The sequence below is a fragment of the Salinicoccus luteus DSM 17002 genome (assembly GCF_000712035.1).
In the GTDB taxonomy this organism is placed as follows: domain Bacteria; phylum Bacillota; class Bacilli; order Staphylococcales; family Salinicoccaceae; genus Salinicoccus; species Salinicoccus luteus.
The window spans coordinates 279,159-305,419 of sequence record NZ_JONV01000006.1; the positions used below are offsets into that span (position 1 = coordinate 279,159).

Consider the following 26,261-nt stretch of genomic DNA (forward strand, 5'->3'; position numbering starts at 1 on the left):
TATTATGAATATTTTACTTTTTCTTGTTTCATCCCAATCAGATAACCAAGGATATATCCGATTATCAGCACTGGAATCCATTCGAAGGAATTCTCAAATAGAGGCATGCTCTCTATCCATCCCAGATTCATCCATTCATTCCTGTGAATAACTGCAAGCACACTTGTGATGATCACCAGCATGACCGGAAGCTGGAAGCTCAGCCTTGGTGAAGGAACAAAGTATGTCAGGAACAGCAACGCAACGGAAGTCATTGCGATTGGATAGATGATGTAAAGGACTGGAAGACTTGTCTGGATAACCTGATTAAGTCCCTGGTTGGCCAGTACAAGAGAAATCAGAGTGAATATGATGACGAATGTTTCATATGATATTTTCGGAAGGATACTATTGAAGTATTCACTTACCGCGACAATCAGTCCAGTAGCTGTCGTCAGACACGCCACAGCAACGATGACACCAAGCAGGATCGCACCGAACTGACCATATGAATCATTGGCGACGAATGTCAGCAGGAAAGTTCCCAAGTTCTGGTCATCGACCTGTTCACCACCCAGATTGACACGGTTCCCAATCCATCCAAGTGAAACGTAGATGATACCAAGAAGCAGTGCTGCAATGGAACTCGCTTTGACTGTTTCAATAAGCAGTTCTTTTCTGCTGGTGACACCAAGGTCACGAATGGAGTTCAGAACGATGACTGAAAATGCAATGGCTGCAATAGCATCCATAGTAAGATATCCCTCGGTAAACCCGACAGAGAATGGTGCAGTTGTATCGAACCCTTCTGCAGGAGCGCCAGGGTCATTGCTTATGTACATCATAATCGCCCTGATGATGAGCGCCACAATTGTAACCAGCAGTACCGGTGTAAGGAATCGGCCGATATTATCGACCATCCGGCTCGGGTTATAGCTTAAAAGAAATACAATAGTAAAGAAGACAATTGAAAATATGAGCAGACTCACCCACCCTGTGCCATCCATAAATGGCATAAGTGACATCTCATAGGCTGTTGTAGCTGTCCTAGGAATGGCGAAGAATGGACCGATTGCCAGATAGATGACCACCATGAAAATGATTGCAAAAGCCGGGTGGACGACTTTAAGCGATTCCCGGTACCCACCTTTTGAGATGGAGCCGGCAATTACCCCAACCAGTGGCAGTCCGACGCCGGTAATGACGAATCCGATGATTGCCATCCAGAAGTAGTCCCCACTTTGGAAACCAAGACCTGGTGGGAAAATCAGGTTCCCTGCACCGAAGAACATGGCGAAAAGCATGAACCCGATGATGACGCTGTGTTTGAAACTCATTATTTGACCTCCTAATACGTAAAAGTTATTGAAATGGTAAACCTTAGTTTACAATACAAACCCCTTTAAGTCCATAAAATTCTCAATTGTCAGATATTACAATTTGTGAAAAGCTACACTAGTATTTTGGTCAATATTCTTTTGAGCAGATTAGGCAATGCAGAAGCGATTTCTTCAGCATCATTGACGATGATGGTATTGGTATCATAGATATTTTTGATTGCAGCAAGTGTATTCCCTTCGTTCGATTGGTCTATGAAAATATTGATGACCTGGATGCCCGACTTCCTGGCCTCCTGTACTGCTTCATGCGTATCTATGATGCCGCTCTGATTATATTGCTCGGCACTCGGCAGACCATCGGAGAACATGATGATGAACCGATCCCTCTCACTGCGCATTTGTAACTTTCCGGCCTCATGTTTGATAATGAGCCCATCACGGTTATCCCCCGAAGCTTCAATATCCATAAGGGAGACGGGATAATAATACTTGGATCTCTCGAAATCCATATGCTCATAAACATTATTGGGATAATGATTTTTCATCACTTCAAATGTATCCTCATGGTGGGAGACGATGCGATGCGGTATTCCCAAAGACTTTAAAATATTATTGAGTATGATGACGCCATTCCGGCAACCTTCAAGATTTTCAGTCATGGAGAATGACTGGTCGATGATGACAGTAAAAGCAGCATCCAGTTCTTTTGACTCGATATTTTTCTTTACGAACAGTTTGGGGCTGTCATCTATTATCGGCCCTATCGGGTTCTTCATCAGTTTCCCGGATGTGCGTCTCGTCTGGAAAGCGTTCATCTTGTAGTTGAGTATCTGTGTAATATCCCCGACGACTTTCTTGGCGACAGCGTTGTAGGACTCGAATATCCGTTGGTATTCCTTGTACTGGGAGAGCCTGATCTTAGGTTTTACAATATTCAGCACCGCATGCTGATTAATTGCACCCGAATCCTCCAACAGATTGTCCCCGGTATTCCGGCCGAAACCTTCATGATAATCCGACACATCATCCTCATATGGGTTCTGTTTGCCGTGTGCACTTTTTCTTGAGGTGTTGTCCCCTGTCTCCCCGACCATATTCGCTTCATCGGCATCACAATCGGTCTTGGTATCCACCCGGCTCGTCTCCTCTTCCTCCTCCTCCTCGGCTTTTTCGTCCAGGCGGCTGGAATCCTTCCTGAATGGAGTCGTCCTATTGAATACACTGATGTCATTGAAAGGCATATCATGCAGTCTGAAGGAGGTCTTCAGTGAAATTTTTTGTGATACGATTGATATGATCTTTTCTGTCAATGCAATACTTTCTTCTGTACTGTCACTGATGAGAGGCATCGTCTCACCAAATGCTTCCATGGTTTCGCGGCCTTCGATAATGGCTATATTGAACGACTTCAGAAAAGCCTCGGCATCATTGGAAGATTTTTTTCTGTATTCTTCAGTTTTTATGCGGTCCCCCTTTTGAATGACGTTTTCGATTAGCGGACGCTGTCTGATGGCTGCCCGCCTGTTCCGGTAGTATTCGAGGGAGAGAAAGATCTGTTGTGTAAACACATCACTGTTCTTCATCCTGTCATATTTACGGTAATCTAAAATATAAGGGGAAGGATATCTGGTAAGTATATCGTACCTGAATCCTTCCCTCTCACTAATATCCGTTCTATGCTTCCAGAAGAAGCTCATATTGAACTCATTGGAAGCAGGATTATAATAGCTGTATTTCCGGACGGTCACCGTCACTGCCTTCTTCTTCAGGAGAAGGCGTGCAAGATCGGTGATTTCCATCATTATTTTGGAATCTACAATTTCATCATTGAATTTTATAAATGAATAGCTCATATTTATCACATTCCAAACTGAAGTTCTGCTGCATTCAGAATCGCTTTTTTCTCCTGTTCACTGTCAAGCTTGTCGATGATGGCCCGATAGCATGCGCGTCCAATCGGCATTTGTGTACTCAGATCGGCCAGATCAATCAGGCTTCTCACGCTGGAAGCTTCTTGGGAAATCTGTCCCTGTTCTGTCATTGTGACGAGGTCTTCATGGAAATTTGTGATGGCCTCGATGATTGATGCATCTTTCTGGATACTTTGTGCATTCAGTACCTGGATAAGCGCCTCCTTCGATACGTAGCCAAGTTCAATGACATTGAATCGGTTGAGCAGCGCTTCATTCATCGGCATGGTGCCTACATATCCCACATTTATTGCAGCAATGACGTTGAAGCCATCTTCAGCGACGATTGTGTCACCAGTCAACGGGTTTGTAATCGTCCTGCGATAATCCAATGCCGCATTCAGGATCGGCAGGACTTCCGGTTTGGCCATATTGATTTCATCAATATAAAGAATGGCACCTTCCTTCATCGCACGGATCACGGGCCCATCTATGAAGGTGATTTCCTGTCTGCCGTCATTGTATTCAAGTGTCTTGAAGCCAAGCAGGGATTCAATATCGACATCCACTGAACAGTTTATGCTATACATGTCCTTGTTCAATTCTCCGGTCAGATCTTCTGCAAGCCTGGTCTTGCCGGAACCTGTCGGTCCCTTCAGAAGCAGGTTTTTACTAAGGGATAGGATGATCAGGGAATCGCTTTTTATCGTTTCATCATTATGCAGGAATTTTATGGCCATATCTATTCAACTTCTTCAAAGTATGTTTTATAGTATCCGCCGACTTTGCCTGAATTATCTTTGACGAATATATATTCTTCTGTTTCATTGACCACCGTGTAGGTTTCTCCAGGAGTCAGCATATCGGATACTTTATATTTTTTTGCATCTGTATGGGCTACTCTGACTGTTCTCAAATTATTATCGTTCCAAGTTTCATGAAGCATCTTCATCTCTCCAAACATCTTATTTTAATTATGATTTTAACACAAAAATGACAGGCATCCCACGGGAGCCTGTCATGATTTTTCAATTAGCCTTCAAGCAGGAGGTCTTCTGGATTTTCAATAAGATCTTTAATCGTTTTGAGGAATCCAACCGCCTCTTTGCCGTCGATGACTCTGTGGTCATAACTGAGTGCAATGTACATCATCGGACGGTTTTCCATATTTTCATCGTCGATTGCTACAGGGCGTTTCTGGATAGTGTGCATTCCCAGAATCGCTGCCTGAGTACCATTGATGATTGGAGTGGACATCAGTGAACCGAACACACCACCGTTTGTGATTGTGAAGGATCCGCCTGTCATGTCATCAAGGCCTAATTTCTTGTTCTGTGCCTTCTTGGCCATGTCGACAATATCGCTTTCGATTTCTGCGAAAGTCTTACGGTCGCAGTCCCTTACTACTGGAACGACAAGTCCTTCGTCTGTAGATACCGCGACACCGATATCATAGAACTGTTTCAGGACAAGGTCTTCTCCATCAATTTCTGCATTGACAGCTGGATATTTTCTGAGAGCTGCCACTGAAGCTTTTGTGAAGAATGACATGAAACCAAGGCGTGTGCCATCGTGGCGTTCCTGGAATTCATCTTTCTTGCGCTTCCTGAGTTCCATAAGGTTTGTCATATCCACTTCATTGAAAGTTGTGAGCATTGCAGTGTTCTGGGAGACTTCGAGCAGACGTTTTGCAATTGTTTGACGTCTACGGGACATCTTTTCCCTGACTACAGGCTTCTCAGGTTTGCCTGATGCTTGTTGTTGTGGCTGTTCCTGCTTTTTAGGTTCTTCGGATTTCTGAGGCTGCTTGCCATGATTGTCGACATCCTGACTTCTGACAAGTCCACGGGGATCGGATGCATTGATATCACTTAGGTCGATGCCCTTCTCACGTGCCATGCGCCTTGCTGAAGGTGTGGCGACAATACGTTCGTTGTCATCTGAAGGTTCTTCTTCAGGTGCCTCCTTGGAGTCGTCTTTCGGAGTCTCCTCTTTTTCTTCTTTCTTGTCTGAACTTTCCTTGGATTCCTCTTTGGAAGTCTCATCGTCTTTGGAAGCCTCGTCCGACCCTTCTTCAGAAGAGCCGCCTGCTTCGCCATTATCTTCAACGATGGCGATTACCTGGCCAACTTCAACAGTATCGCCTTCTTCAGCTTTAATCTCGGTGATGACACCAGCTTCTTCACTGATCACTTCCACATTCACCTTATCCGTTTCAAGCTCGAGAATGTTTTCACCCTTCTCGACACGATCACCTTTTTGCTTCAGCCAGCTCGCAATCGTTCCTTCTGTAATTGATTCAGCCAGTTCCGGCACTTTAACTTCAGCCATTATTCTACCTCCTATGATTTTAGAGCAGTTTCAATGATATTTTTTTGTATCAGTTTGTAGGATTCCCCATCACCTTCTGCAGTAGAGGCACGTCTGATCCTGCCTACATAGTTCAAGTCCACCTTTTCAGGGACAATTTCCAGAAGGAAAGGTAGTGCATAGTGATAAGTACCCATGTTTTGAGGTTCTTCCTGGACGAATCTCACTTCATCAAGGTTTTTGACATCATTCAATACTTCCTGAATCTTTTCCGATGGAAACGGATAGATCTGTTCCAGCCTGATGATGAGTATTTCGTCGTTAGGGTTTTCTTTCTGTTCGGTCAGAAGATCGACTGCCACTTTACCACTCGCAATCAGAACCTTTTTCACCTTCGTCTTTTTATATGAAGGGACGATGATCTCCTTGAAGCTGCCTTCTACAAAGGCACTTACTGGTTCACTTACAATCTGATTACGGAGTAGACTCTTTGGAGTCATGAGGACCAGTGGTCTCATCTTTTCAGTATCCAGATACTTTGCCTGCTTTCTCAGCAGATGGAAGTAGTTGGATGCACTGGACAGGTTGGCCACGGTCATGTTGTTTTCGGCAGCAAGCTGGAGATAGCGTTCCAGACGGGCTGAGGAGTGTTCTGCCCCCTGCCCTTCCTGTCCATGGGGCAGGAAGAGTGTCATGCCGGTGGTTTCGCCCCATTTGGCGTTTCCAGCTGCCATGAAGTTGTCGAATATCACTTGTGCCATATTGGAGAAGTCACCATACTGTGCTTCCCATATTGCCATGACATTCTTGCGTTCGACATTGTATCCATAGTCGAATCCGACAACGGCTGCTTCCGATAATGGTGAATTATGAACGTCGAATGTAGCACTTGAATCACTTACTTCATGAAGGGGGATGTGCTCCTCCCCAGTTTCCGGGTCATGGAGGACAGCGTGGCGTTGTGCAAATGTTCCACGCTCGGAATCCTGCCCAGTCAGCCTGATTGGCGTACCATCCTGGTTGATTGTTGCAAAAGCAAGCACTTCTGCATGTGCCCAGTCTACAAGGTCTTCCTCATTTTCAAATGGTTTTTTTCTGCGATCAAGAACATTGGACAGTTTTTTGAAGACTGTAAACGACTCCGGGTATTTGAAGAGGTCGTCGTTGATTTCCTTGAGGCGTTCACGTGAAATTTCATCCACTGGATTTTCCTGCCCCTCCAGAATTGCCTGGGGAGTCTGCAGTTTTTCATCTACATTTGTATCTTTCTTATCGATCTTATCATGTGCAGCTCTCATTTCGTCGAAGACAGACTGGATGATTTTATCCTTTTCGTCTTCGGAAATGATTCCCTGCTCGACAAGCTGGGAACCGTAGATTTCGTCGATTGTATCGTGGGACTTCACTTCCTGGTATAGAAGTGGGTTGGTCGCTGAAGGTTCGTCCATTTCATTATGGCCGTATCTTCTATAGCCCACTACATCAATGACGATATCCTTGTTGAACTTCTGTCGGTACTTGAGTGCGATTTCGATTGAACGCAGTACATGTTCGGGTCTATCTGCATTGACATGCAGTATAGGCAGATCAAATCCTAATGCGGCATCTGAGGCATATACTGTCGATCTGGCATCTGTTTCCTCTGTTGTAAATCCAATCCGGTTATTGGCGATGATGTGCATGGATCCGCCGGTACTATAGCCTTCCAGCTTGCCGAGGTTAAGGGACTCATAGACGATTCCCTGTCCAGGGAAGGCGGCATCCCCATGAATGATGGCTGCAATCGCTTTGTTGTAATCCTGTTCAGGCTTCCCGGCATGGTCAGTAGTTTCCTGCTGCGCCCTTGCTTTGCCGAGAACGACAGGCCCAACGACTTCCAGGTGGCTCGGGTTGTTGGCAAGACTGATACGTTGCTCCAGCCCTTTATCACTTCTGGTTTTGGCGCCACCCAGGTGATATTTCACATCCTTCATCCAGCCCTGTGTGATTTCCAGGGAACCGTCTTCAGGAAGGAACTTCATCGGGTCCGTATGCATGAATTCACTGATCATCATTTCATAAGGCTTCTCCAGGACATGTGTCAGGACATTCAAGCGGCCACGGTGTGCCATGCCGATCTGAAGATTGGGAATACCTTCATCAGCCATGAGACTGAGCAGATGGTCGAGCATCGGCACTAAGGAATCAAGACCCTCTATTGAGAATCGTTTGGCACCGACAAAGTTCTTATGAAGGTATTTTTCGAAGCCTTCAACCTTTGCCAAAGTTTCAAACAGGTGTTTCTTTTCCTCAGGAGAAAGTGAGACTTCTTCCTGTGTTTCGATTGTTTCTTTCAGCCACTGGCGCTCTTCTGTATCATTGATATGCATATATTCATATGCAAGCGGGCCAGTATACAGCGAATGGAGTTGTGTTACAGCTTCATAGGCATTGTCATAGTAGTCCCCAAGATGCACGCTTACCAGTGAAGCAGGCAGTTTTTTAAGATCATCTTCTGTAAGGTTATAATCTTCATAGTCCAGGCTTGGAATATTTTTGACATCTGGTCTGTAGAGCGGGTAGATGTCTGATTCCAAGTGTCCAAACAGCCTGATGTTATCTATCAGACGCAATAGGCTTTTCACTTTACTGTGATCGATATCCGATTGGACGGTGCCTGGCTGGCCAGAACCGATATTTTCAAATAGGAAGCGCATTTCATCGCTTACACTATCCGGATCATCTTGATACATGTCATGAAGCTCGAGAAGCAATCCCATATTGGTACCGAAGCGTACCGGGGCGTTCTCAAGTTCTCTCTCTTGCATTTTGCCACCCTCTTTAGAATCTTTTTAACTTATACAGTACCATTTTAGCACTATGGTATGCTGTTTTAAAGGCAATAATGGCTGTTATTAGAACAATTATCTAATTTTCCAGAGGGAAACGCATGGTCACTTTTGTAAAATGCCCTTCCTCACTTTCTATCCATACTTTCCCCTTATAGTTATCAATAAGTTTTCTTGCTATCGAGAGTCCAAGACCGTTGCCCCCGAGCTCCCTGCTCCTTGATTTGTCGACCCTGTAGAACCTGTCGAATATCGCCTCGATTTCGTCTTCGGGAATACCGATGCCATGGTCGGTGATGGCGATGTCGAAATGGTTCCCCTTCTTCTCCGTGGTAACAATGATATGCTTCCGTTCATGGTCGTATTTTGTGGCGTTATCAAGGAATATCACCAGAATCTGTTCCAGATGATAAGGGTTTATATGGAACTTTATGGGATTTTCATCAAGGTCTAGAGTGAAAGTATAATCAGGATGCAGTTTCCTCAGAGCATCCACTCTGCTTTTTATTTCTTGGTTGATTTCCACTTCCTCCATCACTTCTGTTGTTTTGCCATCATTTTTTGTAAGCAGGAGCAGTTCTTCGACCAGCTTGTTGATGCGTTGGAGTTCATCAATGGAGATCTTCAATGATTCATCCAATACTTCGGGCTTGTGCCTCCCCCACCTGCTGATCAGATTCAAATGGCCCTGGATGATTTGAAGAGGAGTCCGCAATTCATGCGAGGCATCTTCAACGAATTGCTTCTGTTGATTGTATGAGCGTTCAAGGGAATCCATCATATGATTGAACGAGTCGACCATATAATCTGTCTCTTCTGTGTTGGTTTCTATCTGAAGACGCTCTGAGAAGCCTTCGGATTCAATCCGTCTCAACTGGTACGCAATATTCCTGATGGGCTTCACCATCTGCGTTGAAAAGAAATAACTGATGATTGATGTGAACAAAATGGACATGAAGCCCACTATAATGGCAATGAAGACCATCATCCTGATTACAGAATTATAGTAGTCGAGTGGATGGATTACTGAAATGTATCCGTTCCAGTACTGCGAATCCAATTTCACGCTTCCTTTGAGGAAGCTCCCATCTTCGTTGTTCAAGGGTGAAATTTCTCTATCAGGCACGGGTTCGAAGTTGCTTTCGAAATTCATTGGAATGCCTGTCGTGGCACTGAAAACTTCTTCACCGCTCTGGGTGTAGAGGACCATCTTCTGCCTATCATACAGGCTTGAGTAGATTTCATTCTGACTAATGGTATTGATTGGCTGCGATTCATACAGGCTCTCGAGTTCTTCAAGGCTCCTGTCCACTGAACGGAATTCCTGGTCCTTCAGATACATGCTGGTGAAATAGATGAGCAGAGAGCTGAATATCAGATATGTGATGGAGATGATCAACGTCGAAAGCCGCAACCATCTGTATTTCAAGGATTGCTTGTTCATGACCGGATCACATACCCTACTCCCCTGACGGTTTCTATCAGTTTGTCCTTGTCGAAAGGTTTGAGTTTATTCCGCAGATATCTGATATAGACATCTACCACATTCGTCTCCACTTCACTATCATAGCCCCAAACGTGGTCCAGAATGGTTTCCCGCTGCAGTACCACACCTGCATTCTTCATCAATAGGTGGAGGAGTTCATACTCCGTTTTGGTCAGGTCGAGCTCCTTGCCATCCAGAGTGACATGGTAGGCGGAAGTATCCATTGTGATACCATGCAGTTCAAGTATTTCCCGCTTATCCTCCTGTGAACTGGACCTTCTCATGATGACACGTATCCTTGCGAGCAGCTCTTCTATCTCAAATGGTTTTACAATATAGTCATCGGCTCCATAGTCCAGGCCGATCACCTTATCATATGTTTCTCCTTTAGCCGTAATGATGATGATCGGAGTATCCTTCTCCTTCCTCAGCCTCCGACAAACTTCAAGTCCATTCAGCTTTGGAAGCATCAGATCAAGCAGTATACAGTCAAACTCGGAATCGAGTGCCTTGTTTAAGCCATCTTCTCCATCATTTGAAAGCGTGACATGATAACCTTCATGCACCAGTTCAAGTTCAATGAAGCGTGCAAGATTCATTTCGTCTTCAACAACCAGAATATGTTTCATTGTAATCTTCCTATCATCCGTTTTTCCCCATCATAACATTTTAGCCAGTTCCGATATGCATCCTTATCTGTTCTCTAGCCAATGGGCGGTTTATTTTTCAATGATATTATATGAGTAAAATAAAAGAAATGGCAACGTCCTTGTGGACGTTGCCATATGTTTATGGATATATAACCTTGTCTTGAAAATGATCTGTTAAATAAGGGGGGCTTATTCATTCTCATTGATAATCATTTTCAATTACATTCTATATAGGTGACGATAATCTGTCAAGTTTTTTATGCATGATGAAGCTCGTGGCAACTACGACAGCTGTACCCGCAACAATTCCGGCGATTACATCGGTAGGATAATGCACGCCCAAATATACTCTTGAAGAGGAAATCATCAGTATAAAAAAGGCGCACACGCCATATAGCATGCCTTTATTGTTCAATCCACTATTTTTGACCAGGGTCATCAGGGAACCAAAGAAGATTGTGGACCCCATCGCATGTCCACTTGGAAAGCTGAACCCTGTGATATCGATGAGCCTCAGCATGGATGGTCTCTCTCTGTCGAATGAATTCTTCATTACTGGAATTAGAATGCTGCTTGCGAGCATTGATATAATCATAAACAGTGTTTCGAACTTCAGACGATAAAGCATCAGGATGGTGATCATTATAAGAGACAGGATGACCATCGACAGGACTTCACCGACCTGGGTGAAACCGAGCATCAGCGCCGTAGTGATGAAGCTTTCGGAAGCATAGATGAATTCATAGACTTCGGTATCGATCCAATGTCCAAGGCGGGATTCATGAAAATAGGCAATGATGCCAAAAATAAGGGTGAAAACCAGGAAGAGCGACAGTTTCTTCAGACGGTTCATCGACTCCCCTCCTCGCTGAGCAGGAGGTCGACAAGTGATTCCGGTTTGAAGCCGCCCTCAAACTTCTTCATACATTCCACGATGGACTCCTTGTTGCCTTCAATGCGGGAAAGGGTGGTCTGGAACACCTCAAGATCCAGGGCCTCATCCTGGATGATTTCGGCATAGCCCTTTTCTTTGAAATACTCGGCATTCTCCATCTGGTCCCCCCTGCTCTGTGAAAGCGGCAATGGAATGAGTATCATCGGCTTTTCATTCAGCAGAAACTCATAGATTGCGTTTGAACCGCTGCGTCCAACCGCAATATCCGATATTTTAAGAAGATGCGGCAGTTCTTTTTTTACGAATTCAAACTGCCTGTAATTTGGGTTATCGAGCCCTTCCTGGTAGTTGCCGCGGCCGCACAGGTGGATGATCTGCCACTCTTTCGTCAATGCCTCGAGGTTATCCCTGATGAAGTTGTTGATTGAACGTGCGCCGAGGGAACCTCCCATTACAATCATGATGGGTTTCTTAGAACTGAAGCCGGTCAATTCATATCCGATATCCTTATAGCCTCTCTTGAGTTCATCCCGTATAACAGGCCCCAGGTACTCGGATTTACCGCTTGGAAGATATTCCAGAGTCTTTTTGAAAGTGACATAGATTTTAGTGGCAAACTTTCCTGCAATGCGATTGGCCAGTCCTGGAGTGATGTCAGACTCATGGATATACACCGGGATACCGAGAGACTTTGCCGCCAGTACCACCGGTACGCTGACGAAACCACCTTTGGAAAAAACGAATTCTACCTGCTCCTTCTTCAATACTTTGCGGGCATCACTGATGCCCCTCATGACTTTGAACACGTCCTTGAAGTTCTCTGCAGAAAGGTATCGTCTCAATTTACCACTCGATATATTGTAGTATTTAATGGATGTTGCACCGATGATTTCCTTTTCAATGCCCTTTTTCGAACCAAGATATAAGGGTTCAACCCCCTTATTTATAAAGCAGGGTATGAGCAGTTTGTTAAGCATTACATGTCCGACGGTGCCACCGCCTGTGAGGACAACTTTTCTCTTTTTTGGTTCCATACTTTCCTCCAAAACTCTTTTATGCTAATTACTTTAAACTATTTTTACAATGGATACAATATAAAGCCGTATAAACACTATGTTCATACGGCCCTATATTATTCTTCTGTCGTCTCTTCCTCTGTAGATTCCTCTTCAGCAGGCTGCTCTTCTGTAGCTTCTTCTTCCGCATCTTCCCCATCACCGTGGGACTCTTCAGGCTCCTCGATTTCGAGGTGTTCTGCCTGGTTTTCCGCATACTCCTCTATTTCTTCTTCAGTGTACTCTCCATTGATATAGTCCACCAGGTAATTAAGCTGCGCGTCATTGTCGTTGATGTAGTCCCTCAATTCACTCATCAGGGTGGTTGACGTTTCGCCTATTACATCTCCAGTCATTTCCAGACCATTATCTGCTTGGAACTCCCCAACTGCTGTGGTGAGTGAAGGATCAAAATCTTCATCAAAATCTTCTACTTCGTATCCGAGTGTATCCAGGGCGACTTTAATGGAGGGAACAGTCTCATTTGAGATGCCCTCTGTGTAAACTTCATCAGGACTCAGCATATCGACTCTATAGTAATCAGGATTGACAAGTTTGATGTCCGGATTGATTCCTTCGTCATGTATCCAGTGGCCATTTGGCGTCAGCCACTTGGTATTCGTGTATTTCAGAAGGGAATCATCGCCAAATTCAACTGTCTGCTGGACGACCCCCTTTCCAAAGGATTCCGTTCCTGCAATTGTTGCATCAGTGAGGTCATCCAGCGCTCCAGCAAACACTTCAGAAGCACTCGCGGACCCTTCATTGATCAGGATGTATACGTTGAAGTCCTCTGTGTTCGGATTTGCCTCCTGGCTTGTGGTTATTTCCGTAAGCTCACCATTATTGTCTTCAAGAGACAGTACAACCTGGCCCTCGTCAATGAACTGGTTGATCATATTGACTGCCTCATCCAGCAGCCCGCCAGGATTGTACCTGAAGTCGATGATGACATCCTCCACTTCGTCTTCGGCGGCCTCATTCAGCTTGCTCTCAAATTCTTCGGTGGTGCCTCTCTGGAACCGGTTCACACTGATATGCCCGACGCCATCCACCTCTTCATACGTAACGCTGTCGATATGGATGGTGTCCCTGGTAATCGTAATGTCAATCGGATCCCCTTCGCCCCTTACAATGGTCAGAACAACATCCGTGCCTTTTTCACCTCGTATGAGCTGGACGGCTTCCTGAGTCGTCCAGCCTTCAATGGACTCGCCATCGACCGCAATGATTTCATCACCAGGTTCAAGGCCGGCCTCTTCCGCCGGAGAACCACGCATTGGTGAAGTTACGATGATGCGGTTGCCCTCCTGCATCACTTCAGCTCCAATGCCTTCAAAATCTCCGGTCACCGTTTCCTGGAAGGCTTCCATCTCGTCATTGTTCATATATTCACTGTATGGATCGTCCAGTCCTTCAACCATTCCCTGGATGGAAGATTCGATCAGTGCGTCCCGGTCTACATCTTCGTAGTAGTTGGAATTGATCGTATCGTAGACATTATATAATTTGGAAAATTCACTTCTTGTATCCGTACCGACATTGACGGCCTTTTCAGTCCCAGCTTCCAGACTGAGCGCAGTAATGATCGCCGTAGCAATGACCGACGTCAATAGAATGATGATGAACCAGAAAAGTTTAATGCTGATCCGGCGTCCACCTGGTTTTTTCGTCTCATGACGCTCATGTTCTTCGTTCAAAACTTACACCTAATTTCTACTTGAATAATTAAGTTTTAGTTTACCAGTTTAAGTATCAAAGTTAAAGAAAAAGAACAGTGCCATGCACTGTTCCTGAATTCCACTATTTGTTTTCTTCGATGAAAGGCAGGCTCGCATCCAATGCCACTTCAATCATGTCATTGAATGTCGTCTGGCGTTCTTCACTTGATGTCGCTTCCCCTGTTAATACATGGTCGGACACTGTCAGGATGGATAATGCCCTTGCATCGAATTTCTTGCTGATTGTAAACAGCGCGCTTGATTCCATTTCCAGCGCCAACACACCATATTGGGCCAGCTGCTCGATATTTCCATTCTCATCATAGAAGGAGTCTGCTGTAAAGATGTTGCCCACTTTGACGTTGAGCCCCTTCTTCTTCGCTTCATTGTAGCTTGAAAGCAGAAGTTCGAAGTCTGATGTCGGCGCATATTCAATATTTTTAAACAGCTTTCTATTCTGGTATGAGTCGCTTGAAGCACTCTGTGCAAGGATGACATCCCTTACTTTTACATCTTTTTGTATTGCTCCACATGTGCCGACCCTGATCAGGTTTTTGACACCATATTCCTCCATGAGTTCGTGGATATATATGGAGATTGACGGTACACCCATTCCCGTACCCTGTACGGAAATACGTTTTCCTTTGTAGTACCCGGTGAAGCCGAGCATATTACGCACTTCGTTGTAGCAGACGACGTCGTCCAGGAAGTTTTCTGCAATATACTTCGCTCTCAGCGGATCGCCCGGCAGCAGGATCGTGTCCGCAATGTCACCTTTTTTTGCATTGATGTGAATACTCATGGTTAAAATTCTCCTTTAATAGTGTTAAGTCTACAACAGCTAATGCTGCAGCCAGTTGCGATAGTCTTCAAAAGCTGTATCATAATGCGAAAGCGGCATGTCCTCGTAAGGGTTCCTCTCAAGATAGTCTGATATTTCAAGGTAGTCGTCGGAGTACTTTGGAAACATCGCATCTCTCGCAATATGCTCGGCCAATCGGCCGATAGGTGAAGCTTCCCCTCTTCGTGTTTTGATATATTGATAGAAGGAATAGTTCTTCATTATTTGATGGAGGCCTTCGCTACAACAGTAGACGCTCTGTCTACATCTGTAACTTCCTTGAGCTCGAATGAGTCGAGAATATCACTGTTTGTAATGATTACAGGGGAAATTGTGCTGTTCGCTTCCGATTTTACTAGATCCATATCGAATGTAACAAGCTTATCCCCCTTCTCGACCTTATCGCCTTCTGATACGTGCCCTTCAAAACCCTTCCCTTCCATCGCTACAGTCTCCAGACCAATGTGGATAAGCACTTCCAATCCGTTTTGGGTCTTGATGCCGACTGCATGATTCGTGGGAAAAACCTGCATGATGGTGCCTGATACCGGGGCCACGACTTCTCCATCGGTGGGCTCGACACCAAACCCTTCACCCATCATCTTTTCGGCAAAAACAGGGTCGGGAATATCTTCCAGTTTGACATACTTCCCATTTATTGGACTTGTGATTTCGATATCTTTGTCTACATCATTCTTTTTTCCAAATAGATTTTTAAACATTTGAATTCTCTCCTGTCCAGGTAAGTTTTTGAAAGTCTACTCGAAGTATTTCAAGTATTCACCATATCCTTTTTCTTCAAGCTCATCTTTTGGAATGAACTCCAATGCCGCTGAATTGATGCAATAGCGCAGACCGCCAAGTTCCTTTGGACCATCATCGAATACGTGACCGAGATGGCTGTCGGAAGTTTCGCTTCTGACTTCCGTCCGGCGCATACCGAAGGAATCATCGAAATGCTCTGTAACATCTTCTGAGATGCTTTTGGCAAAACTTGGCCATCCACAATCGGAAGCGAACTTGTCGCGTGAAGTGAACAGTGGTGTACCTTTGAGCTTATCCACATACAGGCCATCCTCATAATGGTTCCAGTATTCATTCTGGAATGGCGGTTCTGTGCCGTTCTCCTTCATCACTTTGTACTCTTCTGCTGTCAGTTCCTTTTCATCTCTTTCAATTGCCATCTACTCCACTCCCCAATGCTCTTCTAAAAATGATTTTCTTCCGGAACCCTTGAAGTATGCATTATAGTGTGCGCTGTTCGTCCTATAGAAATCCTGATGCTCTTCCTCTGCCCGATAGAAGTTCTTATAGGGAAGAACAGGCGTCTTGATGGGTCCGTTGAAAATGTTCTGTGAATCAAGTGATTCTATTTTTGATTCGGCAACACGTTTCTGTTCGTCATCATGATAGAATATCGCAGGCATGTACTGCGGTCCCCGGTCTCCAAACTGGCCACCCGTGTCTGTCGGGTCGAATGTTTTGAAGAATATATCAAGCAGCTGATCATAGGACATCACATCTTCATCAAAATCAATCTGAACTGCTTCGACATGCCCTGTCGTCCCACTGGTCACCTCTTGGTATGTCGGGTTTTCCACATGTCCGTTCGAGTATCCTGAAACTACAGAGTTTACACCTTCGAACTGGTCAAAGGGTTTTACGAGACACCAAAAACATCCACCTGCTAATGTTGCTATTGCCAAATTGCTCACCTCTTAATTATCTTGTTATAGAAAAATACCACTCATCATTCTCATAATCAATTGAATCGACTTTCACATCCCATTCAAGCTGCTCTGTGAACACGCCGGAATCAATCACCAGTGCCCGTTCCTGCTCCCTGAAACTAATTCCTTCGGGCAGGTCGCTCTGGTCTCTGATCAGGTCATACATCATATCCTGTGAAAGCGGGAGATCCGAAATATTGATGTCCACCAGTTCAAACACCACTTCCTCTCCCGTAGAAACAGGTTCAAGTTCGATGGAAGTTTCGATGGATAATCCAAGTACCTGCCTGATGACATCCAGTGCAATCTGCTGCTCGTCTATGGTGATGGCAAGACTATCATCATCGATGGCATCATTGAGGATGGACTCCATGGCATCGTTGTTCATCTTTATCTCTATACCCGATTCTTCAGGAACATAATTATCATTTTCTGGCGAAGGGGCGTCATAATTACCGTTTAAAGCTGTGAGCAGCCATATGATTATTGCTGCATTCAATACCAACAGTCCGATGAAAAGCCATTTCCAAATATTCAAAAGGTCCCTCCCCGCTAATCCATTCTACGCCTGAGATGAAGAAATTCGTGGGGATACCTGTTCTTCCCATCGACGGTTCCTTCTTCCCTCGATACAAGTTCCCATTTCGCCATATCATAATCCGGGAAGAATGTATCTCCGGCAAAGGTTTCATGTATCCTGGTGACGTGCATTTCGTCGACAAGCTGCATCGTCTGGCGATAGACGCCACTGCCGCCGAATATGAATACTTTTCCGTCCAGTTCTTCAATCTCCGCCACATCATGGATGACATCGACACCTTCTGCAGCGAATTCCGGGTTGCCGGTCAGTACAACATTGCGCCGGTTGGGCAGCGGCCGTCCGAGTGATTCGAAGGTTTTCCGTCCCATCACGATGGTATTCCCCTGTGTCAGTCTTTTTACATGCTTGAGATCATTTGGCAGATGCCACGGCATCTTATTCCTGAATCCGATGACATTCTGCTCTGCATGACATACGATTAACGATACCATTTCCTTCCTCCTATACAGCGATTGGTGCCTTGATATAAGGATGTGATTCATAGTCCACGACTTCAAGGTCCTCATAGTCCAGTTCGAACATGGACCGGTCACCATGAATTTTTATTTCCGGGGCTGTGAAGCTTTCCCGCTGAAGCTGTGTTTCCACTGCGTCAACATGGTTGCTGTAGATGTGGGCATCCCCGAGTGTATGGATGAACTCATGTGGACGGAGCCCGCATTCCCTCGCAACCAGATGCAGGAGCAGGGCGTAGCTTGCGATATTGAACGGCACGCCCAGGAATACATCCCCGCTTCTCTGGTAGAGCTGGAGGCTCAGCATGCCGTCATTGACATAGAACTGGAAGAAGGCATGGCAAGGGGGGAGGGCCATCGTCCCGATTTCTGCCGGATTCCATGCGGTCACGATATGGCGTCTTGAGTCCGGGTTGGTCCGGATGCTCTCCACCACATCCTTCAGCTGGTCGGTAAAGCTGCCGTCGGGGCCTTCCCATGCGCGCCATTGGCGTCCGTATACATTGCCGAGGTCACCATATTTTTCGGCAAAGGCATCCTCCTCCAGAACACGTCTCTTAAAGGTTTCCATCTCCTTCTGGTAGACTGTTCTGAAGTCTTCGTCCTTCTGTGCACGATTTCCGAAATCGGTCATATCCGGACCTTGGTACTCTTCCGACTCGACCCAGTTTTTGAAGGCCCATTCATTCCAGATGTTGTTGTTGTACTGGAGCAGGAAACGTATGTTCGTATCCCCGCGGATGAACCATATCAGTTCGGTTGCCAGCATTTTGAACAGTACCTTCTTTGTAGTGAGCAATGGGAATCCCTCAGCCATGTTGAATCTCATCTGATGGCCGAATATGGAATATGTGCCGGTGCCGGTCCGGTCGTCCTTGTATTTGCCCTCTTCCATGATCTTCTCCAGGAGACCATGGTATGTCTGATCGAAACGATTCATCATATCCTCCCCTTTTCTTTTTATGCTTGTTTATATTATAATAATACATGAATACGTGAATTCGAATAAATAAAATTCTTTTTGGAGTGTGGCTTATGGAAATTATCATGACAATCGGTCTTACGCTGCTCGCTTTATACATGATCTCGATGAGCATCTACGACTAGGACACATAATGTCAATAAAAACAGGAAAGGCTGAGCCTTTCCTGTTTTTTTATGAGCAATGGTCGTCAAAAGCCTCTTTGATATCCATCATAATATCATTGACGTCCCTGCCCTCAATATGTTCACGCGGCATGAAATGAACGAGTTCCTGGCCTTTGAACAAGGCCATGGATGGGCTGGAAGGTGCCTGCCCGATATATTCGCGCATGCGTTCAGTCGCTTCCTTGTCCTGGCCGGCAAACACGGTCGCCTTCCTGTCAGGGCGCACAGGATTCTGTTCAGCTACTGTTACAGCAGCAGGTCTTGCAAGACCTGCTGCACAACCGCAGACACTGTTGATGACAACGAAGGCTGATTCATCTGATTCCAGACTGTTCATGAACTGGTCCACTTCCTCCGGTGTCGTCAGGTCATCAAACGCCCTCCCGGTCAGCTCTTCACGCATTGGCTGGGCTACTTCCTTCATGTATGCTTCATATGGATTCATACTACCGCTCCCTTTCTTGAATTTGTTTCCAGACACTGCCGAGGGCAGCTTCCCCCTGCTCTATTCTGGCGATGGCCATTTCGATCTGCAGACGGACATCATACTGTGGCTCGTCCGTATGTGCCTTAAGATGTGGCAGGCTCTCTTCATCCCCCACCTCGTAGATGAACATTGCGGCACGCCATCTGACGATGGGGCTCCTGTCATCCAGAAGAGGATAGACGTCCTCGAGTCCTTCCTTATACCCGAGATCACTATAGGCATCTCCCGCCGTCCTCCTGACGGGCACCGAACGGTCACCGAGCGCACGCTTCAGATATGGCAGCGTCGCCTTCTCCTCAATCATGGCAAGCAGACTGACGGCTTCCCTCCTCACCTGCATCTTTTCGTCCTCAAGTGCAAGTGAAAGCACTTCATAATCCGCTTCCGTCGGCGTCTCCATGTGGTTCAGCAGCCACAGACGATCCTTCCAGTTCTCTTTTGACCGGAAGTCGTCGACGGAAACTCTGAAATACCTTTTCGGCTCAGGTGTCGTCTTCGTCCGGGCTTCCTGGACAAGCTCTGCAAGCCTCTTTTCATCATAGAGTGCATCCAGTTCCTCCAGCAGTTCCCCGAATATCTCTTCAGGTTCACCATATCGCGTGCCATAGTCCTCCCACTTCCTGAGGAGGATGATATTATCCTCCGGCAATGTCGCTTCCTCCACCGCCTTCAGGAAATGGCCGGGCAGCTGCTTCCGGTGCTCCTCCCCATCATTCAGTTTAATCTGGTAGGGTATATTTTTGAATGTCAGGACCTGTGTGGAGACGGCCCCGAAATCACTCTCTAATTTTGGTTTTTTTTTACATCCTGTTCCCGGGATGTGAACGTCTGTTCAATTTCCGGGATCAGGGTCTCCCAGTCGGCTTTCGGGGACTTGTCCACAGAGACGAAGTCGAGGGCGTGGAAGACGCTCGTTACATCTTCGAGTTCAAGAATCCGGTTGATGAAATCAGGCGCTTCATCCGTCACCTGACGGTATGTGGATGACTTCATCTCCGCTTTCTCTTCGCTTACAGTGATCTTCATTGTGTTCGGGCTTGGCGTTGGTTCAATTTTAACGATTTCCATTGTAATCCTCCTATTGCAGCTTATTCCCGTGTGACCGTATGGCGATGCCTACAGAACACTCGTGGATGCAGAAATTATGTGCAGCCGTCCGGGTGCCTTCGGAACGGTTCAGTTCCTTAAGAAGACAGCCTTGGCAATACTTTTCTTCAAGGGCATTGATCTTATCCAATACTTCGAGATTCACTTTTCAACCTCCTCAATCAATTATACCGAAATGTCCTGTATAAAAAAAGGCTGATCTCCTGGATCAGCCTTTTCTGTTCCTGTACAAAGTTTCCTTCGCCAGTTCGTCTGCCCGCCGGTTACTGCCCCTCGGCGTCCAGCTGACGATGAACAGGTCGAATTTATCAAGGTGCTGTGAAATCTGATCGAAGTATTTTTTGAATACTGGATTTTTTACATGATTCCTGTCGAAACTGTCTGCGATCACCTTTGAATCCGTATGGACGATCAGCGAATTGAGGGAATGCTCCAGTGCCTTATCCACTGCAAACGCCAATACAGCCCATTCCGCTTCGTGGTTGTCCATCTCCCCAAGGAAGGTGGTGAACTCGAGGGTGGTCCCTTCATCCTTGAAGACAACCGCGCCGGCGGCCATATCAGGATTCTTCGATGCTGCCGCATCTATATATGCTCTTGCCACTGCCCCACCTCCTATAGATCCAGGGTCTGCACATATTTGCTGCTGATCTTGAGGTCATGTGCATCCAGGATGGTCTGGATTTCAGGTTTTGAAATGTTCAGGGTGCTGCGTGATTCGACGAGGTCCAGGTCTACCGGTACATCGGTGATGATTCTGGCAAGCCTGTGGGAGATCTTCAGGGAGTCGATATCCGTCTCGATCTTCGTACGCACAGCAGGTGTCAGCTGGTCGAGGTTCAGGAGGAGGTCCTCCACACTTCCGAATTCACGGATGAGTTTGAAGGCCGTCTTCTCCCCTATACCCTTGACGCCCTTGTATCCGTCACTGGCATCCCCCATCAGCGCCTTGACGTCGATGAACTGGTCGGGTGTGATGCCGTGCTCCGCTTCAAACCGGGCCTTCGTGTACTGGTCATACACCGTATAACCCTTCTTGGTGAGCCATAATGCATTGTCTTCATCCAGAAGCTGGAGCAGGTCACGGTCGCCGCTCACGATGACGATATCCTTATATGTCTTTGAAAGGGTGCCGATGATGTCATCCGCTTCATAGCCCTTGAGGCCGATCTGGAACATGTTCAGATCATCAAGCACTTCCTTCACATAGTCGAACTGGGGAATGAGTTCATCGGGCGGTGCCACCCTGTCCTTCTTATAGTCTGCAAACCATTCATTCCTCACGGTATGCGCCCCCATGTCCCATGTAATGATGAGCTGCTGCGGCCTCAGGGTCTCGACCAGCTTCAGGACATGGCGGACGACCCCCTGGACACCGTTGGTCGGCCTGTCGTAGGCATTGTACATGAACTGCTGGCGGAAGCTTGTTGCATAGAAGTGGCGGAACAGCAATGCCATGCCGTCCACTACCAGTATATTGTTATTCATTTTGTGAAACGATCCTTTCATTGAGGGGGCTCTCCCCTGTTTCAACGCTGTTGGCCCCGTCCGTAATCCACTCCGAGAAACTGCCGCCGTAGAGCCTTGCCGGCAGTCCCATTTCATGAAGGACGAGGAACGGCGGCGTCGCGCTCATCCCCGAGCCACAGTAGACGATGATCTCACTGAAGCCGCCGAGGAAGCCCCGCATATCTTCGAGTGCATCGAAATCCATCCTTCCCGAACGGAAGACATCCCCATAGGGAATGTTCACAGCCCCTGGTATGTGCCCCATCTTCCGGTCGATGGGCTCCTCTTCACCGAGGTACCGCGCGCGTGCCCGGACGTCAATCAGCAGCACGTCCCTGTCATCCACAGCCGCCTTGACTTCATCCATGCCTGCAAGCAGGTTTTTGTCGGCATCATCAAATGTGCCCCTACGCTCCAGGTCTTCAGCAGGAAGTGTTGCAGCACTATCCCTGATCTTCCCTGACAGGGACTTGAGGCGCTCCAGCGAATCATTCCACAAAAGGGCATCGAAGCCGTAGAGACTGAATAGGTAGTAGAGCCGTGTGTGGAAGAACTGCTTTTCATCATCGACGAGCAGCAGTGTCCCGCCCTCCTGTTTCAATGCCTGATGCAGGGCTTCGACCACACTCCTGCAGGGTATCGGATGCCTGCCTCGGTTCAGCCCGGGTGAATCGAACATCCACGGGCTCTGGGGGATATGGACAGCCCCTTTGAGAGGATGGTCGGCCACTTTCCGCCATGATGCCTCCAGGTCGTCCATCACATTCCTGCAGTCGACCAGTATAAGATCATCAGGCAGGTCACCTGCGTGGGTACTTCCGTCTATGATCGTCATGCTTCAATCCCCTCCAAATTTTCGATTGCCTGATCCAGTTTCCTGTCTTCGGCATATTCCGCATCGCTTATTTCCGGCAATGGCTCCTTCAGGGACTGCCGGATGCTCTCGAGTGGTTCCTGCATCTTCCGGTCCACATCTTCGAGATAGCCATCGATCATTGCGCTCATATCGGCCTGCATGTTCTCCGCATCCATGGACTGCACGAGGGCTTTTGCCAGATCGAGCTGCAGGGTGCGGAAGTCCCTCGGCTGGTTCCTTGCCTGGTGAAGCGGCTTCTGGAAATCGAGCAGACGGTCCGGATCGGCTCCCGCTTCCGGCTGCGGCCGGTCGACCTGCACCGTTTCGATGTGATGGGCGGTCTGTGCCTCCCTGAGCGACGCGTTCAATTTTCTGATGTCCTGCTCAAGCTCCCTGTCCGCCTTATGATAGATTGCATTGAAGCTGGTCGCAATCTCGAGGCTCAACTGCTGGTTGATGCTGTTGATGATGAAGGTCCTGTTCTCTGCAATGAACTTCCTGTTCCTCATATCAGACGCGGAGACGAGTCCCTTCAGGTGATCATACAGCTTCAGCGTCAGCTGCTTTTCCACATGGGAGAGGATGATGTCGAGCTCCTGATGCAGCGTCGGCGCCGCGCTGTGTGCGGTGAACTGTTCGAGATCCGAAATCAGTTGATTCCTGACGGCTTCGATGTGCGCCTTTTCCTCATGCTGATTATGGTACCGCTTCATGTTGCCCGCTATGGCATGCTTCAGCTGGCCGGCCGTCTCCTCGAGTGACTGGTACTGTATCATCGAGGCATTGCGGTGCGCCAGGGAAACGATCTCCTCCTTCGCATGATCGAACCGTCCGTCCCCACCTTCAAGTGCCTGCTTCGCAGAGAGCGGGAAGACCCTGTTCTTTATATTCAGCTGGCCGAGGGCGGATCGGATGTAGTCGAGCACCTTGTCGAGATCCGATTCCGACTTCATCAGATCGACGGCATTGACGATGAATATGACCGGGAAGTCGTCCCCCTTGATGGACTTGATGTACTGGAGGAACTGTTCATCGGAACGGCTGAAGACATGGTTGTAGTAGGATACGTAGATGATCATGTCACTCGCTGAGATGATGTTGTGCGTCTCTTTCGTATGCCGTTCATTGATCGAGTTGATTCCGGGGGAATCGATGACGGAAAAGTTGTTCGTGAATTCATTGCTGATGGACAGGAAGGCCTTATGGATGAAGATCGCCTCCTCATCCGCACTGATCTTTTCGATCAGTTCATCTGTCGGCATCACAACATCGGTGCCGAGGTGTTCCCGGTGGCGCGCATAGTGGGTTTCGATGCCGTTCAGGAACGGGATATAGGCCTCTTTGACCGCCTTTTTATTCTTTCTGATCCACGGCAGGAAGTCGTCGACCGATTCACCCTCCCTGTTCGTGATGACTGCAAGCGACTGGACGAGGTCTTCTTCAGTCTTGTAGAGGGCATGGCTCTCATTGCCATCCGCAATTTCCGTAATCGTCGCCGTTGTCGGGTTCGGGCTCGTCGTCAGGCGGGCCTCCCCCATCAGGGCGTTGATGAAGGTCGTCTTGCCGGCACTGAATCCACCAAAGACGCTGATGTTGACCTGACCGTTCCTGATGCGCTCAAGCTTGTCCTCGATGATCGTCCGGAATTCTTCATACCTTGGATGGTCCTCGAGCATCCCGGCCAATCTGGTGAAGTATGGTGTGTCCATCTCCTCCACTTCCGCCGGTCCATCGCTGTCGTTGTAGTATGCCCTCTCGGGCTCCGTCTCGCCGAAGTCGTGGCTGATCGGCTCCGTCAGCTTGAGCCGTTCCATCTCATCATCCAGATGGATGTAGAAATGCCTGTAGTTGTCGGTCTCAAGCGATTCCTTCAGGGCAAGTACATCTCCGAGGGATGTGTACAGCCGGATCTCTTCCGTCAGGTGGTCGTCGCTGTCCTTCTGATCCCACGCCCCTGCTTCAAGCCCCTCCATGTGTTCCATCGCTTTTGATGAGATGTCGGATTCAATCCCACGCTTCAGCTTGTCCAGGTAGTTCATGATGTAGTTTGATGAGAGGGAGGTGATCTCCTCCTCGATCAGGACATCCGGATTCCATTCATACTTGAAGGGGGCACCCTCAAGACCTAGGGAATCGAACATGCCGTTGACCGGAGCATTGATTTCGGTCTGCAGCACAGGTGCAATCTCCTGCCCGATCTTCTCCTTATACTCTTCATAGAGCATCTTCGCCTTTTTCCTCTTGCCGAACAGGCCGCCCGGCTGTATCTCACCGGAAAGCACCTTCAGGAAATCGGTGATGGCCGACTTCACCTGGTGCGGATATATGTAGCTGTTTGCCGTAATATCCTTGAGCGCCTTCTGGACATGCGTGCGCAGTGCCTCCGGATCCTCATGAAGGCGGGCAATTCCGCCCTTCTCCACTTCCTTCCCGAGATAGGCAAGGTGCGATTCCACCGCTTCACGCGTCGGCTCCCCGGATATGTCGAGCTGCCCGCAGAGGTCCGCTTCTGCATCCTCGAGGTACTGGAGCTGCCTGTCCTCGATGTTCCTGATGATCCGTTCGTGGTATGCCGCTTCATAGGCGTCCCGCGCCGCCTCGATTTCCGAGATGTGCTTCGTCACCTGGTTGATTTCGTTATATGGCGAGTCATAGATCGAAGTCGTGAATACATGTTCAGGCACGATGCTCCACTGGTCCAGTGTCCGCCTGATGCGGGAGAGGAAGGTGTCCATGGAGAGCTCCCGGTCATCGTGCTTGTCGATCTGGTTGATGATGAGTGAGAACGGGATGTCGAGGTCGGCGATCTCCTTGAGCAGCTTCATGTTGTGTTCACTCTCCACATGGTTGTATTCGACTGTGAAGAAGATGTAGTCGCTGTTGAGGAGGAAGCGGTTGGTGCTCTCCCCGTGGCTGCTCGTGTTGGAGTCCACACCCGGGGTGTCCTGGAAGACGGTCCGTTCCCGGAAAAGTGCATGCGGCACATTCATCGAGATGGAGGTGATGTCGAGGTCCCGCGTATTCAGTTTCCTCAAGGATTCGTAGTTTTCAAGCGGGATATACCGGTACTGGTCGACGAAAGCCTGTATCTCCTCGCTGTCCCCGATTTCAACCGAGACGGTGTTGCTGGTGGTCGGCACCGGGGAGGACGGCAGTATCTCCTGGTTCAGCATATGGTTGATCAGGCTCGACTTCCCGGCGGAATAATGCCCGATGAAGGAGAAGACCAGCTGATCCTTGTATGTCTTCATAATCGCATGGTCGATCTGGGAAACAAGGTCTTCATTTTCGGACTTGAGTATTTCCTTCTTCAGTTTGTATAGGATTTCCAGTGTCTCTGTCGCAGCCAATG

General features: G+C 47.5%; 27 protein-coding genes. All 27 read right to left on the minus strand.

Features of this window, described 5'->3' with window-relative positions; genetic code table 11:
* Nucleotides 1-2: 2 nt before the first annotated feature.
* The 27 genes from brnQ to BO53_RS0101680 all read right to left on the minus strand — a co-directional run bounded on the left by brnQ (nucleotide 3) and on the right by BO53_RS0101680 (nucleotide 26,259).
* Complete coding sequence (gene brnQ / locus BO53_RS0101555) at nucleotides 3-1,316, minus strand: branched-chain amino acid transport system II carrier protein (protein WP_031544734.1); 1,314 nt, start codon at nucleotides 1,314-1,316, stop codon at nucleotides 3-5.
* 113 nt (nucleotides 1,317-1,429) lie between these two features.
* Nucleotides 1,430-3,172, minus strand: a complete 1,743-nt coding sequence (locus tag BO53_RS0101560) for a vWA domain-containing protein (RefSeq protein ID WP_031544736.1) — start codon at nucleotides 3,170-3,172, stop codon at nucleotides 1,430-1,432.
* Nucleotides 3,173-3,177: 5 nt separating this feature from the next.
* On the minus strand, nucleotides 3,178-3,969 hold the full coding sequence (locus BO53_RS0101565; RefSeq protein ID WP_031544737.1) for an ATP-binding protein: 792 nt from the start codon (nucleotides 3,967-3,969) through the stop codon (nucleotides 3,178-3,180).
* 2 nt (nucleotides 3,970-3,971) lie between these two features.
* Nucleotides 3,972-4,175, minus strand: coding sequence for a DUF6501 family protein (locus BO53_RS0101570; protein ID WP_031544740.1), 204 nt, complete (start codon nucleotides 4,173-4,175; stop codon nucleotides 3,972-3,974).
* 86 nt (nucleotides 4,176-4,261) lie between these two features.
* Nucleotides 4,262-5,560: a 2-oxoglutarate dehydrogenase complex dihydrolipoyllysine-residue succinyltransferase gene (gene odhB, locus BO53_RS0101575; RefSeq protein WP_031544742.1), complete on the minus strand. Its 1,299-nt coding sequence runs from the start codon at nucleotides 5,558-5,560 to the stop codon at nucleotides 4,262-4,264.
* An 11-nt stretch (nucleotides 5,561-5,571) separates the two neighbouring features.
* Nucleotides 5,572-8,346: a 2-oxoglutarate dehydrogenase E1 component gene (locus tag BO53_RS0101580; protein WP_031544744.1), complete on the minus strand. Its 2,775-nt coding sequence runs from the start codon at nucleotides 8,344-8,346 to the stop codon at nucleotides 5,572-5,574.
* Between the two features lie 100 nt (nucleotides 8,347-8,446).
* Nucleotides 8,447-9,811, minus strand: coding sequence for a HAMP domain-containing sensor histidine kinase (locus BO53_RS0101585; protein ID WP_031544746.1), 1,365 nt, complete (start codon nucleotides 9,809-9,811; stop codon nucleotides 8,447-8,449).
* Nucleotides 9,808-10,482 carry a response regulator transcription factor gene (locus BO53_RS0101590; protein ID WP_031544749.1) on the minus strand — a complete coding sequence of 225 codons (675 nt, stop codon included), beginning with the start codon at nucleotides 10,480-10,482 and terminating at the stop codon, nucleotides 9,808-9,810. Before BO53_RS0101590 ends, BO53_RS0101585 begins: the two co-directional genes overlap by 4 nt.
* A gap of 247 nt (nucleotides 10,483-10,729) precedes the next feature.
* Entirely contained in the window at nucleotides 10,730-11,356 is a 627-nt protein-coding gene (locus tag BO53_RS0101595; RefSeq protein ID WP_031544751.1) for a phosphatase PAP2 family protein, read from the minus strand.
* Entirely contained in the window at nucleotides 11,353-12,432 is a 1,080-nt protein-coding gene (locus tag BO53_RS0101600; protein WP_031544753.1) for an undecaprenyldiphospho-muramoylpentapeptide beta-N-acetylglucosaminyltransferase, read from the minus strand. The genes BO53_RS0101595 and BO53_RS0101600 overlap by 4 nt, the downstream gene beginning before the upstream one ends.
* A 98-nt stretch (nucleotides 12,433-12,530) precedes the next feature.
* Nucleotides 12,531-14,153: a S41 family peptidase gene (locus BO53_RS0101605; RefSeq protein ID WP_031544755.1), complete on the minus strand. Its 1,623-nt coding sequence runs from the start codon at nucleotides 14,151-14,153 to the stop codon at nucleotides 12,531-12,533.
* Nucleotides 14,154-14,256: 103 nt separating this feature from the next.
* On the minus strand, nucleotides 14,257-14,976 hold the full coding sequence (gene deoD / locus BO53_RS0101610; RefSeq protein WP_031544757.1) for a purine-nucleoside phosphorylase: 720 nt from the start codon (nucleotides 14,974-14,976) through the stop codon (nucleotides 14,257-14,259).
* A gap of 39 nt (nucleotides 14,977-15,015) precedes the next feature.
* The gene (locus BO53_RS0101615) at nucleotides 15,016-15,237 is read right to left on the minus strand and encodes a YozE family protein (RefSeq protein WP_031544759.1); all 222 of its coding nucleotides are present in this window, start codon (nucleotides 15,235-15,237) and stop codon (nucleotides 15,016-15,018) included.
* On the minus strand, nucleotides 15,237-15,737 hold the full coding sequence (locus BO53_RS0101620) for a PTS sugar transporter subunit IIA (RefSeq protein WP_031544761.1): 501 nt from the start codon (nucleotides 15,735-15,737) through the stop codon (nucleotides 15,237-15,239). The genes BO53_RS0101615 and BO53_RS0101620 overlap by 1 nt, the downstream gene beginning before the upstream one ends.
* Nucleotides 15,738-15,773: 36 nt before the next feature.
* The gene (gene msrB / locus BO53_RS0101625; protein ID WP_031544763.1) at nucleotides 15,774-16,199 is read right to left on the minus strand and encodes a peptide-methionine (R)-S-oxide reductase MsrB; all 426 of its coding nucleotides are present in this window, start codon (nucleotides 16,197-16,199) and stop codon (nucleotides 15,774-15,776) included.
* Nucleotides 16,200-16,721, minus strand: coding sequence for a peptide-methionine (S)-S-oxide reductase MsrA (gene msrA, locus BO53_RS0101630; RefSeq protein WP_031544765.1), 522 nt, complete (start codon nucleotides 16,719-16,721; stop codon nucleotides 16,200-16,202).
* 16 nt (nucleotides 16,722-16,737) lie between these two features.
* Nucleotides 16,738-17,283: a DUF2140 family protein gene (locus BO53_RS0101635; RefSeq protein ID WP_031544767.1), complete on the minus strand. Its 546-nt coding sequence runs from the start codon at nucleotides 17,281-17,283 to the stop codon at nucleotides 16,738-16,740.
* A 14-nt stretch (nucleotides 17,284-17,297) separates the two neighbouring features.
* A complete protein-coding gene (locus tag BO53_RS0101640; RefSeq protein ID WP_031544769.1) occupies nucleotides 17,298-17,777 on the minus strand; it encodes a dihydrofolate reductase in 480 nt (159 codons plus the stop codon).
* 10 nt (nucleotides 17,778-17,787) lie between these two features.
* On the minus strand, nucleotides 17,788-18,744 hold the full coding sequence (locus BO53_RS0101645) for a thymidylate synthase (protein WP_031544772.1): 957 nt from the start codon (nucleotides 18,742-18,744) through the stop codon (nucleotides 17,788-17,790).
* Between the two features lie 213 nt (nucleotides 18,745-18,957).
* A complete protein-coding gene (locus BO53_RS0101650) occupies nucleotides 18,958-19,395 on the minus strand; it encodes a BrxA/BrxB family bacilliredoxin (RefSeq protein ID WP_031544774.1) in 438 nt (145 codons plus the stop codon).
* Nucleotide 19,396: 1 nt separating this feature from the next.
* Nucleotides 19,397-20,257: a virulence factor gene (locus tag BO53_RS13280; RefSeq protein ID WP_342665359.1), complete on the minus strand. Its 861-nt coding sequence runs from the start codon at nucleotides 20,255-20,257 to the stop codon at nucleotides 19,397-19,399.
* Nucleotides 20,221-20,505, minus strand: coding sequence for a NifU N-terminal domain-containing protein (locus BO53_RS14180; protein ID WP_308809860.1), 285 nt, complete (start codon nucleotides 20,503-20,505; stop codon nucleotides 20,221-20,223). Before BO53_RS14180 ends, BO53_RS13280 begins: the two co-directional genes overlap by 37 nt.
* A gap of 10 nt (nucleotides 20,506-20,515) precedes the next feature.
* Nucleotides 20,516-20,689, minus strand: a complete 174-nt coding sequence (locus BO53_RS13645) for a zinc-finger domain-containing protein (protein ID WP_084184823.1) — start codon at nucleotides 20,687-20,689, stop codon at nucleotides 20,516-20,518.
* Nucleotides 20,690-20,752: 63 nt separating this feature from the next.
* Complete coding sequence (locus tag BO53_RS0101665) at nucleotides 20,753-21,148, minus strand: ribonuclease HI family protein (RefSeq protein WP_031544776.1); 396 nt, start codon at nucleotides 21,146-21,148, stop codon at nucleotides 20,753-20,755.
* An 11-nt stretch (nucleotides 21,149-21,159) separates the two neighbouring features.
* Entirely contained in the window at nucleotides 21,160-22,032 is an 873-nt protein-coding gene (locus BO53_RS0101670) for a 5'-3' exonuclease (RefSeq protein WP_031544778.1), read from the minus strand.
* Nucleotides 22,025-22,888 carry a sulfurtransferase gene (locus BO53_RS0101675; RefSeq protein WP_031544780.1) on the minus strand — a complete coding sequence of 288 codons (864 nt, stop codon included), beginning with the start codon at nucleotides 22,886-22,888 and terminating at the stop codon, nucleotides 22,025-22,027. The genes BO53_RS0101670 and BO53_RS0101675 overlap by 8 nt, the downstream gene beginning before the upstream one ends.
* Nucleotides 22,885-26,259 (minus strand): dynamin family protein, encoded by a 3,375-nt coding sequence (locus BO53_RS0101680; RefSeq protein ID WP_031544782.1) that lies wholly within the window; start codon nucleotides 26,257-26,259, stop codon nucleotides 22,885-22,887. The genes BO53_RS0101675 and BO53_RS0101680 overlap by 4 nt, the downstream gene beginning before the upstream one ends.
* Nucleotides 26,260-26,261 lie beyond the last annotated feature (2 nt).

Bases quoted from the DNA above. Each gene is read 5' to 3' on its own strand.
- BO53_RS0101650 (WP_031544774.1), bottom strand. From the start codon at position 19,395: ATGAATCCATATGAAGCATACATGAAGGAAGTAGCCCAGCCAATGCGT.
- BO53_RS0101615 (WP_031544759.1), bottom strand. From the start codon at position 15,237: ATGAAGAACTATTCCTTCTATCAATATATCAAAACACGAAGAGGGGAA.
- BO53_RS0101565 (WP_031544737.1), bottom strand. From the start codon at position 3,969: ATGGCCATAAAATTCCTGCATAATGATGAAACGATAAAAAGCGATTCC.
- msrB (WP_031544763.1), bottom strand. From the start codon at position 16,199: ATGGCAATTGAAAGAGATGAAAAGGAACTGACAGCAGAAGAGTACAAA.
- BO53_RS0101645 (WP_031544772.1), bottom strand. From the start codon at position 18,744: ATGATGAATCGTTTCGATCAGACATACCATGGTCTCCTGGAGAAGATC.
- BO53_RS0101640 (WP_031544769.1), bottom strand. From the start codon at position 17,777: ATGGTATCGTTAATCGTATGTCATGCAGAGCAGAATGTCATCGGATTC.
- BO53_RS0101620 (WP_031544761.1), bottom strand. From the start codon at position 15,737: ATGTTTAAAAATCTATTTGGAAAAAAGAATGATGTAGACAAAGATATC.
- BO53_RS0101595 (WP_031544751.1), bottom strand. From the start codon at position 11,356: ATGAACCGTCTGAAGAAACTGTCGCTCTTCCTGGTTTTCACCCTTATT.
- BO53_RS0101580 (WP_031544744.1), bottom strand. From the start codon at position 8,346: ATGCAAGAGAGAGAACTTGAGAACGCCCCGGTACGCTTCGGTACCAAT.
- odhB (WP_031544742.1), bottom strand. From the start codon at position 5,560: ATGGCTGAAGTTAAAGTGCCGGAACTGGCTGAATCAATTACAGAAGGA.
- brnQ (WP_031544734.1), bottom strand. From the start codon at position 1,316: ATGAGTTTCAAACACAGCGTCATCATCGGGTTCATGCTTTTCGCCATG.
- deoD (WP_031544757.1), bottom strand. From the start codon at position 14,976: ATGAGTATTCACATCAATGCAAAAAAAGGTGACATTGCGGACACGATC.
- BO53_RS0101585 (WP_031544746.1), bottom strand. From the start codon at position 9,811: ATGAACAAGCAATCCTTGAAATACAGATGGTTGCGGCTTTCGACGTTG.
- BO53_RS14180 (WP_308809860.1), bottom strand. From the start codon at position 20,505: ATGGAAATCGTTAAAATTGAACCAACGCCAAGCCCGAACACAATGAAG.
- BO53_RS0101570 (WP_031544740.1), bottom strand. From the start codon at position 4,175: ATGCTTCATGAAACTTGGAACGATAATAATTTGAGAACAGTCAGAGTA.
- BO53_RS0101670 (WP_031544778.1), bottom strand. From the start codon at position 22,032: ATGAATAACAATATACTGGTAGTGGACGGCATGGCATTGCTGTTCCGC.
- BO53_RS0101675 (WP_031544780.1), bottom strand. From the start codon at position 22,888: ATGACGATCATAGACGGAAGTACCCACGCAGGTGACCTGCCTGATGAT.
- BO53_RS0101560 (WP_031544736.1), bottom strand. From the start codon at position 3,172: ATGAGCTATTCATTTATAAAATTCAATGATGAAATTGTAGATTCCAAA.
- BO53_RS0101590 (WP_031544749.1), bottom strand. From the start codon at position 10,482: ATGAAACATATTCTGGTTGTTGAAGACGAAATGAATCTTGCACGCTTC.
- BO53_RS0101600 (WP_031544753.1), bottom strand. From the start codon at position 12,432: ATGGAACCAAAAAAGAGAAAAGTTGTCCTCACAGGCGGTGGCACCGTC.